Origin of the sequence: Streptomyces sp. YS415 (genome assembly GCF_023544665.1) — a bacterium.
Lineage (GTDB): Bacteria > Actinomycetota > Actinomycetes > Streptomycetales > Streptomycetaceae > Streptomyces.
The window spans coordinates 43382-57241 of record NZ_JAMJFL010000009.1 but is presented as its reverse complement, the minus strand read 5'-3'; the positions used below and the strand labels follow the sequence as shown (position 1 = coordinate 57241).

At 74.1% G+C, this 13860-nt stretch carries 13 protein-coding genes; 11 read left to right on the top strand and 2 right to left on the bottom strand.

What is annotated here, in order from left to right; translation table 11 throughout:
* Nucleotides 1–129: 129 nt before the first annotated feature.
* The 6 genes from pcaB (at nt 130) to M8H82_RS13575 (ending at nt 5622) form a co-directional block, all read left to right on the top strand.
* Nucleotides 130–1560 (top strand): 3-carboxy-cis,cis-muconate cycloisomerase, encoded by a 1431-nt coding sequence (gene pcaB / locus M8H82_RS13600; RefSeq protein WP_250073514.1) that lies wholly within the window; start codon nt 130–132, stop codon nt 1558–1560.
* Nucleotides 1557–2468 carry an alpha/beta fold hydrolase gene (locus M8H82_RS13595; RefSeq protein ID WP_250073512.1) on the top strand — a complete coding sequence of 304 codons (912 nt, stop codon included), beginning with the start codon at nt 1557–1559 and terminating at the stop codon, nt 2466–2468. Before pcaB ends, M8H82_RS13595 begins: the two co-directional genes overlap by 4 nt.
* 34 nt (nt 2469–2502) lie before the next feature.
* Nucleotides 2503–2778: a hypothetical protein gene (locus tag M8H82_RS13590; RefSeq protein ID WP_250073511.1), complete on the top strand. Its 276-nt coding sequence runs from the start codon at nt 2503–2505 to the stop codon at nt 2776–2778.
* A 158-nt stretch (nt 2779–2936) separates the two neighbouring features.
* Nucleotides 2937–4361, top strand: coding sequence for a DUF2252 domain-containing protein (locus M8H82_RS13585; protein WP_250073508.1), 1425 nt, complete (start codon nt 2937–2939; stop codon nt 4359–4361).
* A gap of 70 nt (nt 4362–4431) precedes the next feature.
* On the top strand, nt 4432–5271 hold the full coding sequence (locus M8H82_RS13580; RefSeq protein ID WP_250073507.1) for a hypothetical protein: 840 nt from the start codon (nt 4432–4434) through the stop codon (nt 5269–5271).
* Nucleotides 5272–5292: 21 nt separating this feature from the next.
* Nucleotides 5293–5622: a rhodanese-like domain-containing protein gene (locus M8H82_RS13575; RefSeq protein WP_250073878.1), complete on the top strand. Its 330-nt coding sequence runs from the start codon at nt 5293–5295 to the stop codon at nt 5620–5622.
* A gap of 133 nt (nt 5623–5755) precedes the next feature.
* On the opposite strand, the gene M8H82_RS13570 is transcribed toward M8H82_RS13575, so the two are convergent.
* Nucleotides 5756–6889: an acyl-CoA dehydrogenase family protein gene (locus tag M8H82_RS13570; RefSeq protein WP_250073505.1), complete on the bottom strand. Its 1134-nt coding sequence runs from the start codon at nt 6887–6889 to the stop codon at nt 5756–5758.
* Between the two features lie 203 nt (nt 6890–7092).
* Between M8H82_RS13570 and M8H82_RS13565 the strand changes: the two genes are divergently transcribed.
* Genes M8H82_RS13565 through M8H82_RS13555 form a run of 3 tightly spaced genes read left to right on the top strand, consistent with a single transcriptional unit; the run spans nt 7093 to nt 9832 of the window.
* Complete coding sequence (locus M8H82_RS13565) at nt 7093–7800, top strand: DUF5819 family protein (protein ID WP_250073504.1); 708 nt, start codon at nt 7093–7095, stop codon at nt 7798–7800.
* Nucleotides 7797–9086 carry an HTTM domain-containing protein gene (locus M8H82_RS13560; RefSeq protein ID WP_250073502.1) on the top strand — a complete coding sequence of 430 codons (1290 nt, stop codon included), beginning with the start codon at nt 7797–7799 and terminating at the stop codon, nt 9084–9086. The genes M8H82_RS13565 and M8H82_RS13560 overlap by 4 nt, the downstream gene beginning before the upstream one ends.
* Nucleotides 9083–9832 (top strand): RNA methyltransferase, encoded by a 750-nt coding sequence (locus M8H82_RS13555; protein ID WP_250073500.1) that lies wholly within the window; start codon nt 9083–9085, stop codon nt 9830–9832. The genes M8H82_RS13560 and M8H82_RS13555 overlap by 4 nt, the downstream gene beginning before the upstream one ends.
* A gap of 71 nt (nt 9833–9903) precedes the next feature.
* Here M8H82_RS13555 and paaN read toward each other — a convergent pair whose 3' ends face one another.
* A complete protein-coding gene (gene paaN, locus M8H82_RS13550; RefSeq protein WP_250073498.1) occupies nt 9904–11595 on the bottom strand; it encodes a phenylacetic acid degradation protein PaaN in 1692 nt (563 codons plus the stop codon).
* 159 nt (nt 11596–11754) lie between these two features.
* On the opposite strand from paaN, the gene M8H82_RS13545 reads away from it, so the two are divergent.
* Nucleotides 11755–13272 (top strand): 3-hydroxyacyl-CoA dehydrogenase, encoded by a 1518-nt coding sequence (locus M8H82_RS13545; RefSeq protein WP_250073495.1) that lies wholly within the window; start codon nt 11755–11757, stop codon nt 13270–13272.
* The gene (locus tag M8H82_RS13540) at nt 13269–13859 is read left to right on the top strand and encodes a TetR/AcrR family transcriptional regulator (protein WP_250073493.1); all 591 of its coding nucleotides are present in this window, start codon (nt 13269–13271) and stop codon (nt 13857–13859) included. Before M8H82_RS13545 ends, M8H82_RS13540 begins: the two co-directional genes overlap by 4 nt.
* The last annotated feature ends 1 nt before the right edge of the window (nt 13860 follow it).

The window sequence follows — 13860 nt, the reverse complement described above, 5'->3', positions numbered from 1 at the left end:
GCGCCCGGCGGCGCGGACCGCGGTCGCGGCGGGAACACCCGACCATCACCGGAACCCCTGACCATCACCGGAACACCCGACCATCACCGGACCCGACCATCACCGGAAGAACCGGAAGAGGACCATCCCATGACCTTCCCTCTCTCCCAGGAGCCGCTCTCCTGCGTGGACTCCGGACTGCTGTCCCCGGTGCGGGCGGGTACGCCCGTGGAGGCGGCGGTGTCCGACGCGGCCTGGCTGTCGGCCATGGTCGAGGCGGAGACGGCGCTGGTGCGGGCGCAGGCCCGCCTCGGCACGGTGCCGCAGGCGGCGGCCCGGGCGATCGTGGACGCGGCCGACCCCGAGCGCCTGGACCTCGTGGCGCTGGCCCGCGCGGCCCGGGAGACGGCCAACCCCGTCGTCGGGTTCGTGAAGGCGCTGACCGCCGTGGTCGCCGCGCAGGACCCGGCCGCCGCCGAGTACGTGCACCGGGGCTCCACCAGCCAGGACATCCTCGACACGGCCACGATGCTGGTCGTGCGGCGGGCCGCCGCCCTGGTCCGCGCCGACCTGGACCGCTGTGCCGCGGCCCTGGAGCGCCTGGCCCGCACCCACCGGGCGACCCCGATGGCGGGCCGCACCCTCACCCTGCACGCCGTGCCGACGACCTTCGGTCTGAAGGCGGCGGGCTGGCTCCAGCTGGTGACCGACGCCCGCCGCCGCCTGGACGAGCTGGCCGCCTCCCTCCCCGTCGAGCTGGGCGGCGCCGCCGGAACCCTGGCCGGCTACCTGGAGCACGCCGGTCCGGTCGGCGAGGACTACGCCGGCCGCCTGGTCGAGGAGTACGCGCGGGAAACCGGTCTGGCCCCGGCCGCGCTGCCCTGGCATGTGTTGCGGACACCCATAGCCGACACGGGCGCGGTGTGTGCCTACCTCACGTCCGCGCTGGGCAAGATCGCCGTCGACGTCCAGTCGATGGCCCGTACCGAGGTCGGCGAGGTCACCGAACCGGCGGTGGCCGGGCGGGGCGCCTCCTCGGCGATGCCGCACAAGCGGAACCCGGTGCTGGCCACGCTGATCCGCTCGGCAGCGCTCCAGGTGCCGCAGCTGGCCGCGGTGCTGTACGGCACGATGCTCGCGGAGGACGAACGCTCGGGCGGCGCCTGGCACGCGGAGTGGGCGCCCCTGCGGGAGTGCCTGCGGCTGGCGGGCGGCGCGGCGCACACGGCGGCGGAGCTGCTGGAGGGCCTCACGGTCGACGCGGAGCGCATGCGCCGGAACCTCGACCTGACGGGGGGACAGATCGTCTCCGAACGGATCGCCGCGGTCCTCACCCCGCTGCTCGGGAAGACAGCGGCACGGGCCCTGCTGACCCGGGCCTCGCACGAGGCGGCGGACCGCGGAACGGACCTGGCGGACGCCCTCGCGGCGGCCCCCGAGGTGGTCCGCCACCTGACTCCGGCCGAACTGACCGCACTCCTGGACCCGACGCAGTACCTCGGAGCGGCCCCGTACCTGGTGGACCACGCGACGAACACCGCCGAACCCCCGGCCAGGGTTCCTGCCCGGACGGCGGCATGACCGGCGCCGGGGGGTCGGCCGGACGGAGCCGGGCCCGATGGGGCGCGGCGGCCGCGGCCCGGGGGGCGGGGCGGGGGGTCGCCGCCGTCTCGTTTCCCACCCTCGCTCACAGCCGTCACGGCACCGGTTCCCCCCTTCTGCTGCTGCACGGCATCGGCAGTGGCCGGCGGTGCTGGGAGCCGGTGGTGGGGCTGCTCACCGCGCGGCACGAGGTGTTGGCCGTGGACCTGCCCGGCTTCGGTGACAGCCCCGCGCTGGCGGCGGACGTGCGGCCCACCGCGCGGGAGCTCGCCGGGGCCGTGGGCCGGTTCATGGACGCGCGGGGGATCGAGACGGCCCATGTGGCGGGGAACTCCCTCGGCGGCTGGGTGGGCCTGGAACTGGCCCTGTCCGGCCGGGTCCGCACCCTGAGCCTGATCTCCCCGGCGGGCCTGTGGCGCGGCACCACCCCGTTCACCACCCGTCTCCTCCTGCGCTCCTGCCGGCGTGCCGCCCCCTGGCTGGCCGGCCCCGCGGCCCCCCTCCTGCGGACGGCGGCGTCGCGCACCGCCCTGCTCGCGGGCATCTACGGCCGTCCCGCGCGCGTGCCCTACGCCCACGCCCGCGCCGCCGCCCGGGACATGGCGCGAGCCCCGGGGTTCGAGGCCACCTGGCGGGCCGTCAGCACGACCCGGTTCACCGGCGGCCGGGGGATCGGCGTCCCCGTACGCGTGGCGTTCGGCTCCCGGGACGCCGTCCTGCGGGCCGGGCAGGCCCGGTTCCTCGACGAACTCCCGGCGGGGACCGTGGCGCACGTGCTGCCGCGCTGCGGTCACCTCCCGATGCACGACGCGCCCGAGGCGGTCGCCCGGTTCATCCTCGCCACCACCGCCGACCAGCCGCGCTCCGGGCCGTTGGCGGCGCCTTGAACGGTCCTTGACCACTCCTCACCAGCCTGAGGGTATGAATCGCGAACCCGTCGCGGACCGGCGGCAGTTGCTCGACACCCTGCAAGGTCTGCTCGACGCCCTGCCCCGCCCCGCCGACGGGCCGCCCCTGCGAGCCGACGACGTCCTGGCCTACCTGGAGACCGGCCGGGGCAGGGAGCCGGGTGCCGTGACCGTCCGCCCGGCCACCACGCCGGACGGGGACGCGGCCGTGGAGGCGTCGCTGCGGCTGGTGATCGAGGCGTTCACGGCGTTGCTGAGCGTGCGGGAAGACCCGGCCGGGCCCCGGTAGGGGTACGGCGTTGTCCACAGACCCCGCCCCTGTCCACAGGGACGGACCCCGGTTGTCCACAGGGGCTGACGCGTTCGCCCCTCCCCGCTGTACCGTCGGCACGAGTTGATGTTCGTGCGGGCCGGGGGACGGCCCGGGGTTCGGGGGAGGCGGTCGGTGTGGTCGACGTCGATGGGCAGGAGACGGCGGAGCCGGGCGAGCGGCGGCTGCCCCGGGTCCGCGGATTCGCCGAGTGGCCGGGGAACAGCACGGCCAAGAAGGAGGGCAAGGCGCTCCGCGACCGCGTCCCGCGCGCGGATCACGCCCTCCTCGAACTGGACCTGTCCCGCCCCGACGCGACGGCGGCGGTGGAGGAGTCCAACCGCGGCCGGATCCCGGAGCTCTTGCCGATCCGGGTGGGCCGGATGGCGGCGACCCCGTTCGCCTTCCTGCGCGGCTCCGCGGGCCTGATGGCCCACGACCTGGCCCGCACCCCCATGACCCGGATCGTCGCCCAGATCTGCGGCGACGCCCACGCGGCGAACTTCGGTCTGTACGGCGACGCGCGCGGCGGCCTGGTCATCGACCTCAACGACTTCGACGAGACGGTGCTCGGCCCCTGGGAGTGGGACGTGAAGCGGCTCGCGGCCTCGCTGGTGCTGGCCGGCAGGGAGGCGGGCGCGTCCGAGGACATCTGCCGCCAGGCCGCCCATGGCGCGGTGGGCGCGTACCGGCGCACGATGCGGCTGCTCGCCAAGCTCCCGGTGCTGGACGCGTGGAACGCCATCGCCGACGAGGAGCTGGTCTCCCACACCGACGCCCACGACCTGCTCGGCACGCTGGAGCAGGTGGCCGAGAAGGCCCGCTCCAACACCAGCGGCAAGTTCGCGGCGAAGTCGACGGAGCCGACGCCGGACGGCGGCCGCCGCTTCGTGGCCGCCCCGCCGGTGCTGAGCCGGGTCCCGGACGAGGAGGCGGCGGCGGTGGCCGCGTCCCTGGAGCAGTACGCCGGGACGGTCTCGGAGGACCGCCTCCCGCTGCTGGCCCGGTACGCGGTGCACGACGTGGCGTTCCGGGTGGTGGGCACCGGCAGCGTGGGCACCCGCTCCTACGTGGTCCTCCTCCTCGACCACCGGGGCGAGGCCCTGGTCCTCCAGGTGAAGGAGGCCCGCCCCTCCGCCCTCGTCCCGCACCTGGCCACGGCCGGCTTCGACACCCCGAAGGCGGACCACGAGGGCCGCCGGGTGGTCCTGGGCCAGAAGCGCATGCAGGTGGTCAGCGACATCCTCCTGGGCTGGACGACGGTGGACGGCCACCCCTTCCAGGTGCGCCAGTTCCGCAACCGCAAGGGCAGCGTGGACCCGGCGGCCCTCTCCCCCGACCAGCTGGACGACTACGGCCGGATGACCGGCGCGCTGCTCGCCCGAGCCCACAGCCACTGCGCCGACCCCCGCCTGATCGCCGGCTACTGCGGCAAGAACGAGGAACTGGACGAGGCGATCGCCACCTTCGCGGTCACCTACGCCGACCGCACCGAGGCGGACCACGCGGAGCTGGTGGCGGCGGTGCGAGCGGGGCGGATCGCGGCGGAGACCGGGATATGAGCCTCGCCGGCCCCGGCGGCCGGGTCGGTGAGCCGCCCGCCGGGGCCGGCCGGTGGCCTAGTCTGGTCGGGTGACGACCCCGGAAGCCGAGCAGCCCCAGCCCGACGAGGAGGCCGCGCCCCGGCCCGAGGAGCGGCTGGAGCGGGCCGTTCGGGCTGCCGAGCAGGCCTTGATCGAGTACGAGATCGCCGTGGAGACCTTCCGCGTCGAGATCGAGAACTTCTCGCGGCTGCACCACCAGAAGCTGGGCCCGATGTACGCCCGCCTCGACGAGCTGGAAGCCCGGATCGCCGAGGCCAGGGCCGCGCGCTCCGGGGACCCCGAGGACGTGCGCAAGGCGGAGGAGGCCCGGGCCCGGGTCATGCCGATGCCGGGCGTCGAGGAGCTGTTCCACGGCTGGATGGACGGCGAGGGCCTGTTCCCGGAGGCCTCCGCGATGCTCACGGACCAGCCGGTGCGGCCCCCGCAGCGGGTGCGCCCCAGCGACGAGGCCCGCAAGCTCTACCGCGAGCTCGCCCGCAAGGCCCACCCCGACCTGGCCCAGGAGGACGCGGAGCGGGCACGCCGGGAGGAGTTCATCACCCGGGTGAACGCCGCGTATGCCCGAGGCGACGAGGCCCTGCTGCGGGAGCTGGCCGAGGAGTGGGCGGCGGGCCCGGTCCCCGAGGAGCGCCTGCCGAGCCCGGCCGAGGAGCTCTACGCCCGCCTGGAGTGGCTCTCCCAGCGCAAGGAACTGCTCACGGTCGTCGTCCGCGAGCTGGAGGAGAGCGCGATCGGCTCCATGCTGCGGCTCGCCCCGGACGACCCGGACACGCTGCTGGAGGAGATCGCCGAGCAGCTGCTGTCGGACGTCTCCGCACGCGAGGCCGAGCTGGCGGACCTGCTCGCCCCGCCCTCCGGTAGCGTCTGAGTCATGCATTTCGGATCAGGCGTGCCCACGGTGGAGGTCTCGGACCTCAAGGACGGCGACTTCCTCCTGGACGTCCGCGAGGACGACGAGTGGCAGGCGGGCCATGCCGAAGGGGCGCTGCACATCCCCATCAGCGAGTTCGTCGCCCGTTACGGCGAGCTGACCGAGGCCGCGCCGCAGGACGGCCGGGTCAACGTGATCTGCCGTTCCGGCGGCCGTTCCGCCCAGGTCGCGATGTACCTCGTCCAGCAGGGCATCGACGCGGTGAACGTCGACGGCGGCATGCAGGTCTGGGCGGCGGCGGGCCGCCCGGTCGTGACGGACGACGGCAAGCCGGGCTTCGTCCTGTAGCCCCAGCGCCCCGCGGCCCGGTGTCCTGCGCTCTGGTGTCCCGCGGCCGACTCCCCGCTCTGGCGTCCCGCGGCCCGGGCCTTCGCAGCCCGCCCCCGGCGCCGCTGCCTCCCCGCAACCCGGCCCGCCCGGCTCAGCCCAGCTGATGGGCGGCCAGGAGGTCCCCCAGTGCCTCCTCGTGCGCCGCCGCCGGTCCGAGCGTCAGTTCCAGCTGCTTGGCCCACGCGTGGTACCGGTGCAGCGGGTAGTCGACGTCGGCCCCGAACCCCCCGTGCAGGTGCTGCGCGGTCTGCACGATCCGCCGTACCCCCTCCGAGGCCCAGATCTTGGCCACGGCGACATCCCCGGCGACGGGCAGCGCCCCCGGCGCCTGCGTGGCGATCCGCCAGGCGGCCTGCCACAGGGTGACCTCCATCGCGCGCAGGTCGATGTACCGGTCGGCGGCCTGCACGGCGACCGCCTGGAAGGTGGCGAGCGGGTGGCCGAACTGCTCCCGCTTGCCCGTGTACTCGCTGGTCATCCGCAGGACCCGGGTGCCGAGGCCGAGCGCCAGCGCGCACGTCCCGACCGTCAGCAGCTCCCGCAGCCGCTCCCAGGCCCCCGCCGCCTCCACCACGTCCCGCCCGCCGAGCCGGGCGCCGTCCAGCCGGACCTCCCCGAGCCGCTCCCCGCTGGTGGAGTACTGCTCGGCGAGCCCCACCCCAGCCTGCCCGGGCGGCACCACCGCGAGCACGGTCCGGTCCCCGTCCGCACCCGCCGGTACGACGAGGAGATCCACGTCGAAGGCCCACGGCACGGCCGTCTGCACACCGTCCAGCACCCACTCCGCGCCGTCCCGCCGCGCGGTCACCGCGAGCTCCGCCGGGTCGTGCCCGGTGCGCCCGTGCGCGGCGACGGTCAGCACGGCCTCCCCCCGCCCGGCCCGCGCGAGCAGCCCGGACCGCAGCTCCGGACCGCCGTACGCCTGGAGGACCGCGACCGCCGCGCTGTGCTCCAGCAGCGGCACCCGGGCCAGCACCCCCGCCGCCTCCCGCAGCACCAGACACAGCGCGACGGCGTCGAGCCCCGCCCCGCCGTGTTCCTCGGCGAGCAGCAGGCTCAGCAGGTCGGCGTCGGCGAGCCGGGCCCACAGCGCGCGGTCGAAGTCCTCGGCCACGGCGCCCGGGGCGAGCGCGGGACTCGGCACGGCGTCCGGCGCGACCCCGGCGAACACCCCCCGCGCCGCCTCGGCCGCCGCCTGCTGCTCCTCGGTGAAGGAAAAGTCCACGGTCCTGCCCTCCCGCGCCCACGGAGATCTGACGGAGCGTCAAGATAGAACAGGTTCTAGCAGAAGGGAACGGTACGGACAGGGCACCTACCGACCGCTCGGCAGACGTGACCCCGTCGTGAGCCGGGCGCCGTAAGGTGTCACCCCGAGCAGGGCCGTCCGGGGCAGGCCCTGCCGGGGACCGGATCCGGAGACGGGGCGAAATGGACGCGTACGAGGCAGCGGGCGACGCCCGCCACGGGCCGCCGCCCGCGCCCGAGCCCCGGACCGGGGTGGCCGCCCTCCGGTTCCGCTACCAGATCACCGCCGCCCTCGCCCTCGCGGTCGTGGCGGTGGCCGTCTGTGTCCACATCGGCATGGTCTTCCTGCACGTCGCGCCCTCGAACACGGTCAGCAAGCAGCACGGCTCGGCCATCGAGGACTGGATATATCCGGAGTTCGAGCAGAACTGGAAGCTCTTCGCGCCGAACCCGCTGCAGCAGAACATCGCCGTCCAGGCCCGCGCCGAGATACGCGAGCCGGACGGCGGGATGCGCACCACCGGCTGGTACGACCTGTCCGCCCGCGACGGCCGGGACATCGACGGCAACCTGCTGCCCAGCCACACCCAGCAGAACGAGCTGCGCCGGGCCTGGGACCTCCTCCTCGCCACCCACGGCAGTGACAACCGCCCGGTCGGCGAGCGCGGCGAGCTCGCCGAGTCGTACCTGCGCCGGATCGTGGTCCTGCGCCTGGACCGCCAGGACGCGGCCGGACCGGGCGGACTCGTCGAGCGCGTCCAGCTCCGCTCGCGCACCACCAACGTCCGCCCGCCCGAGTGGAGCCAGGAGCAGGTGTCGGACAAGCCGGTCTACCGGGAGATGCCCTGGTGGGAGGTCCCCGAGGATGAGGCCGGAGGGGACCCGGCATGAACCGTTACGCCCTCGCGCTCTCGGCCGGCATCGCCCGGGTCACCGAGTCCGCCCTCGGCCCGTACCAGACGGCCGTGGTCCGGATCGGCTTCGCCGCGACCTGGCTGCTCTTCCTGCTGCGCGAGCTGCCCCACCGCCACGAGCTGTACGGCCCCGACGGCCCCTGGAGCTTCGGGCTCGCCGAGCGGCTGATCGACCTGAACGGCGCCTTCACGGTGCTGATGTGGTCCGACAGCCGGCTGTGGTTCGAGGCCGTCTACGCGCTCGCCGTCCTCTCCTGCGTCCTGCTGCTGCTGGGCTGGCGCACCCGCACGGCGTCCGTGCTGTTCATGGTCGGCGTGCTCTCGCTCCAGAACCGTTCCGTCTTCATGGGCGACGGCGGCGACAACGTCCTGCACCTGATGTGCATCTACCTGGTCTTCACGCGCTGCGGCCAGGTGTGGTCGCTGGACGCGCGCAGGGCCGGCCGGGAACGGGCGGCACGCGCGCGTGAGGAGCGGGTGACGGACCGGGTGGGCCCGCTGCTGTGGGCTGTGCTCGGGCTGGTGCTGGCCGGGGCGACGCTGGCCGGGAAGCTCGGCGACGACTGGCCCGCCGACGAGGCCGGGTCCGGAGCGGCACGGGCGGTCGCGGTCGCGGTGGCCTTCCTGGAGACGTGGGTCGGCGGGCAGGGGCTGGTACCGGCGGTCCTGTGGGGCATGTGGGCGGCCCAGGCCGTGTGGTGGCTGGTCGGACGCCGGGCGAGGACCGACCAGCCGCGCATCCTGCTCGACGTCGTCGGCAACATCGTGCACAACGGCGCCCTGCTGGTGATCATGGCCGAGGCCTGTCTGATCTACGCCACCGCCGGCTGGTACAAGATCCAGGGCTCCCGCTGGCAGGACGGCACCGCCGTCTACTACCCGCTGCACCTGGACTACTTCTCCCCCTGGCCCGCCCTCGCCGACGCCCTCTCGGCCAGCGGCACCCTGGTCATGCTGGTGACGTACGGAACGGTCCTGGTCCAGGTCGCCTTCCCGTTCACGCTGTTCCACCGGCGGGTGAAGAACGTCCTGCTGGCCGCGATGATCACCGAGCACGCGGTGATCGCGGTCGTCCTGGGCTTGCCGTTCTTCTCCCTGGCGATGATCGCGGCGGACGCGGTCTTCCTGCCGACGGCGTTCCTGCGCCGCCTGGGGGCGCGGGCGGCCCGCCTGCCGCGGCGGCGCAAGGGCGGCGGTGCGGCGCTGCCGGAACCGCGCAGCCCGGAGAACCCCGAGCCCCGCCACGTAGGCTCCCCGTCATGACCGCCCCCGTCACCACCTGGCACCGCCTCGCCGACACCGCCGTACTGCTCGACGGCTTCCACGCCCTCAAGCACGCGGTGCGCTTCGCGGCCCAGGTCCCGGTGGCGGTGGCGGTGGACCGGCAGGCGGCCCTCGCCCTGGCCGACGAGCTGGCCCCGGACGTGACGGACACCCTGGCCGCCCTCCTGACGCAGGTCCCCGAGGAGACGTACCGCTCGCTGGTCCCCCGCCCGCATCCGACGGCGGTGGCGGCCCTGGCGCTGCGACCGCCCCGCGCGGCCAACCTGGAGCTGCTGGCCCGGGTCCCGCGCACCGCCCCGGTGGTGCTCCTCGACCACCCGCGCAACCTCGGCAACGCGGGCGCGGTGATCCGCCTGGCGGCGGGCTTCGGAGCCACGGGAGTGATCACCACCGGGACGCTGGACCCCTGGCACCCCACGGTCGTACGCGGCGGCGCGGGCCTGCACTTCGCGACCGCGGTGGAACGCCTGACGGCGGACGAACTGCCCGCCGGCCCCCTGTTCGCGCTGGACCCCGAGGGCGACGACATCCGGGGCGTCGAGCTCCCGGACGACGCCGTCCTGGCCTTCGGCTCGGAGCGCAGCGGCCTGTCACCGGAGGTACGCGCGCGGGCGGACCACCTGCTGTCCCTGCCGATGCGCCCCCAGGTGTCCAGCTACAACCTGGCGACGAGCGTCGGAATGACCCTTTTTCATTGGAGCGCGGGCACGAGAGCGCCCCGTTAGGGGCGCGGGGAACTGCGCGACAAGCCACGACGAACAGCCGGCCGCGCAATCCACCGCCACCCCCCGAGCTTCTAGGCTTCCCGCCGCACCTCGACGACCCGGAACCGGTTGGCGACGAACGCCCCATCGGTGAGCGCGGAGTTGGCGGCAGGGTTGCCACCCGACCCGTGGAAGTCGGAGAACGCGGCCGTCTGGTTCACGTACACCCCGCCCGTCAGGTTCAGCGACAGCTGCGCCGCCTCCTCCAGACAGGCCTCCCGCACGGCCTCCTCGACCTCGGGGTCGACGGTGTACGCGCCGACGGTCATCGCGCCCTTCTCCCGGACCGTGCGCCGCAGCAACTCCACCGCGTCGCCGGCCGAGTCCACGGCCACCGCGAAGGAGACCGGGCCGAAGCACTCGCTCATGTACGCGGCCTCGTCGTCGGGCTTGGCCCCGTCCAGCTTGACCATGACCGGCGTGCGCACGACCGCGTCCGGGAAGTCCGGGTTGGTCACCTCACGCGAGGCGAGGGCGACTTCGCCGAGGCCCGCCGCGGCTTCGAGGCGCGCCTTGACGTCCGGGTTCACGATCGCCCCGAGCAGCGCGTTGGCGCGGGCGTCGTCACCGAGGAGCCCGTCCACCGAGCGGGCGAGATCGGCGACGACCTCGTCGAAGGTCCGCGGACCGTCCTCCGTGCGGATGCCGTCCCGGGGGATCAGCAGGTTCTGCGGCGTGGTGCACATCTGGCCGCTGTACAGCGACAGCGAGAACGCCAGGTTGGACAGCATGCCCTTGTAGTCGTCGGTGGAGTGGACGAGGACCGTGTTGACGCCGGCCTTCTCCGTGTAGACCTGCGCCTGCCGGGCGTTGGTCTCCAGCCAGTCGCCGAAGGAGGTCGAGCCGGTGTAGTCGATGATCCGGATCTCGGGACGCAGGGCGAGCGTCTTGGCGATGCCCTCGCCGGGCCGCTCCGCGGCGAGCGCGACCAGGTTCGGGTCGAACCCGGCCTCGGCCAGCACCTCGCGCGCGACCTGGACCGTCAGCGCGAGCGGCAGCACCGCGCGCGGGTGCGGCTTGACGAGCACGGCGTTGCCGGTGGCCAGCGAGGCGAAGAGGCCCGGGTAGCCGTTCCAGGTCGGGAAGGTGTTGCAGCCGATCATCAGCGCGATCCCGCGCGGCACCGGCGTGAACGCCTTGGCCAGCGCGAGGGGGTCCTTCTTGCCCTGCGGCTTGGTCCACTCGGCGTTCTCGGGGGTGCGGACCTGCTCCACGTACGCGTACGCCACCGCCTCCAGGCCGCGGTCCTGCGCGTGCGGGCCGCCCGCCTGGAACGCCATCATGAACGCCTGCCCGGAGGTGTGCATGACCGCGTGCGCGAACTCGTGGGTGCGGTCGCTGATCCGCTTGAGGATCTCCATGCAGACCACCGCGCGGATCTCCGCGCCCGCGTCCCGCCAGGCCCGCTGTCCGGCCTTCATGGCGGGCAGCAGCACGTCCACGTCCGCGTGCGGGTACTCCACGCCCAGCGCGAGGCCGTACGGGGAGACCTCGCCGCCCACCCAGTCGTCGGTGCCGGGCTGGCCGAGGTCGAGACGGGTGCCGAGGAGGGCGTCGAAGGCGGACTTGCCCGCCGCCATGTCCAGGCTGCCGTTCTCGCCGTAGGCCTTGGGGTGCTCGGGGTGCGGGGACCAGTACGCGCGCGTGCGGATGACTTCGAGCGCCTGGTCGAGGGTGGGCCGGTGCTTGGCGATCAGCTCGTGGGGGGTCAGGGCGGTGGCCATGCGGGACCAACTCCTCGTTTCAAGAACTCTCCGTCGAGTTCATGACCGGGCAGAAACATGGGCAGGAAGAGCCATCGAGAGTTAGAGTAACCGAACGATCGGTCGGGACAAGGGGGTCCGCCGCATCTGTGGAAAACCCCGTGCGGGAGGATCGCGCACATGACAGCACTCGACCTCAGCAGCCCCGTGGCCGTCGTCGGCACCGGCACCATGGGCCAGGGCATCGCCCAGGTCGCGCTGGTCGCCGGCCACCCCGTACGGCTGTACGACGCCGTCCCCGGCAAGGCCCGGGAGGCCGCCGACGCGATCGGCGCCCGCCTCGACCGGCTCGTCGAGAAGGACCGCCTGACCGGCGCCGACCGGGACGCGGCACGCGCCCGGCTGGTGGCCGCCGAGCAGCTCACCGACCTCGCCGACTGCGCCCTGGTCGTCGAGGCCGTCCTGGAGCGCCTCGACGTCAAGCAGGACCTCTTCCGCGCGCTGGAGGAGGTCGTCCCCGACGACTGCCTGCTCGCGACCAACACCTCCTCGCTCTCCGTCACCGCCATCGGCGGCGCCCTCGCCAACCCCGGCCGCTTCGTGGGCCTGCACTTCTTCAACCCCGCCCCGCTGCTGCCGCTGGTCGAGGTGGTCTCCGGGTTCGCCACCGACGTCACCTCGGCCACGCGCGCGTACGAGACGGCACGCGCGTGGGGCAAGACGCCGGTCGCCTGCGCGGACAGCCCCGGCTTCATCGTCAACCGCATCGCGCGGCCCTTCTACGCCGAGGCCTTCGCCGTCCACGAGGCCCAGGGCGCCGACCCGGCCACCATCGACGCCGTCCTGCGCGAGTGCGGCGGCTTCAAGATGGGCGCCTTCGAACTGACCGACCTGATCGGCCAGGACGTCAACGAGTCCGTCACGCACTCCGTGTGGCAGTCCTTCTTCCAGGACGTCCGCTTCACGCCCTCCCTCGCCCAGCGCCGCCTCGTCGAGTCCGGCCGCCTCGGCCGCAAGAGCGGACACGGCTGGTACGACTACGCCGGGAGCGCCGAGCGCCCCGAACCGCACACCGCCGAGCGGGAACGCCCGCCCGCGTACGTCGTCGCCGAGGGCGATCTGGGCCCGGCCGGGGAACTGCTCACCCTGCTGCGCGAGGCGGGCATCCCGGTGCGGGAGGAAGAGGAGGACCACGGCACCCGGCTGGTGCTGCCCTCCGGCGGCCAGCTGGCGCTCGCCGACGGGCAGACGTCGGTGGAGTTCCGGGACGTCGTCTACTTCGACCTCGCGCTCGACTACCGCCGGGCCACCCGGATCGCCCTGTCCGCCTCCCAGGACACCTCCCCGGCGACCCTCGCGGAGGCCACCGGCCTGTTCCAGGCGCTCGGCAAGGACGTCAGCGTCATCGGCGACGTACCCGGCATGATCGTCGCCCGTACGGTCGCCCGGATCATCGACCTCGCCCATGACGCCGTCGCCAAGGGCGTGGCCACCGAGGAGGACGTCGACACCGCGATGCGCCTCGGCGTGAACTACCCGCTCGGCCCCTTCGAGTGGAGCCGCCGCCTCGGCCGCAACTGGGCCTACGCCCTCCTCGACGACCTCCATCTGCGCGACCCCTCCGGGCGGTACGCGCCCTCCCTCGCGCTGTACCGGCACGCGTACGCCACGGACAAGCGGGAGGGCCCCGGCTCATGACCACCGCCAAGCGCGACACGTACACCCCCGAGACGCTGCTGACGGTCGCCGTGCGGGTCTTCAACGAGCGCGGCTACGACGGCACCTCCATGGAGCACCTCTCGCGCGCGGCCGGCATCTCCAAGTCGTCGATCTACCACCACGTCACCGGCAAGGAGGAGCTGCTGCGCCGCGCCGTGAGCCGGGCGCTCGACGGCCTCTTCGCGATCCTCGACGAGCCCCCCGCGCGCGGGGGGCCCGCCTCCGACCGCCTGGAGCACGTCGTGCGGCGCATGGTCGAGGTACTTATAGCCGAGCTGCCCTACGTGACGCTGCTGCTGCGGGTGCGCGGCAACACCGACACCGAGCGGTGGGCCCTGGAGCGGCGCCGCGACTTCGACCACAAGGTCGCCGACCTGCTGAGGGCGGCGGCCGCCGACGGGGACGTGCGCGGGGACGTGGAGGTGCGGCTCGCCACCCGGCTCGTCTTCGGGATGATCAACTCGATCGTCGAGTGGTACCGCCCGGACGGCCGGGGCATGAACGAGCGCGAGGTCGCCGACGCCGTCGTGCAGCTGGTCTTCGGCGGCCTGCGCCGGGCCGCCTGAG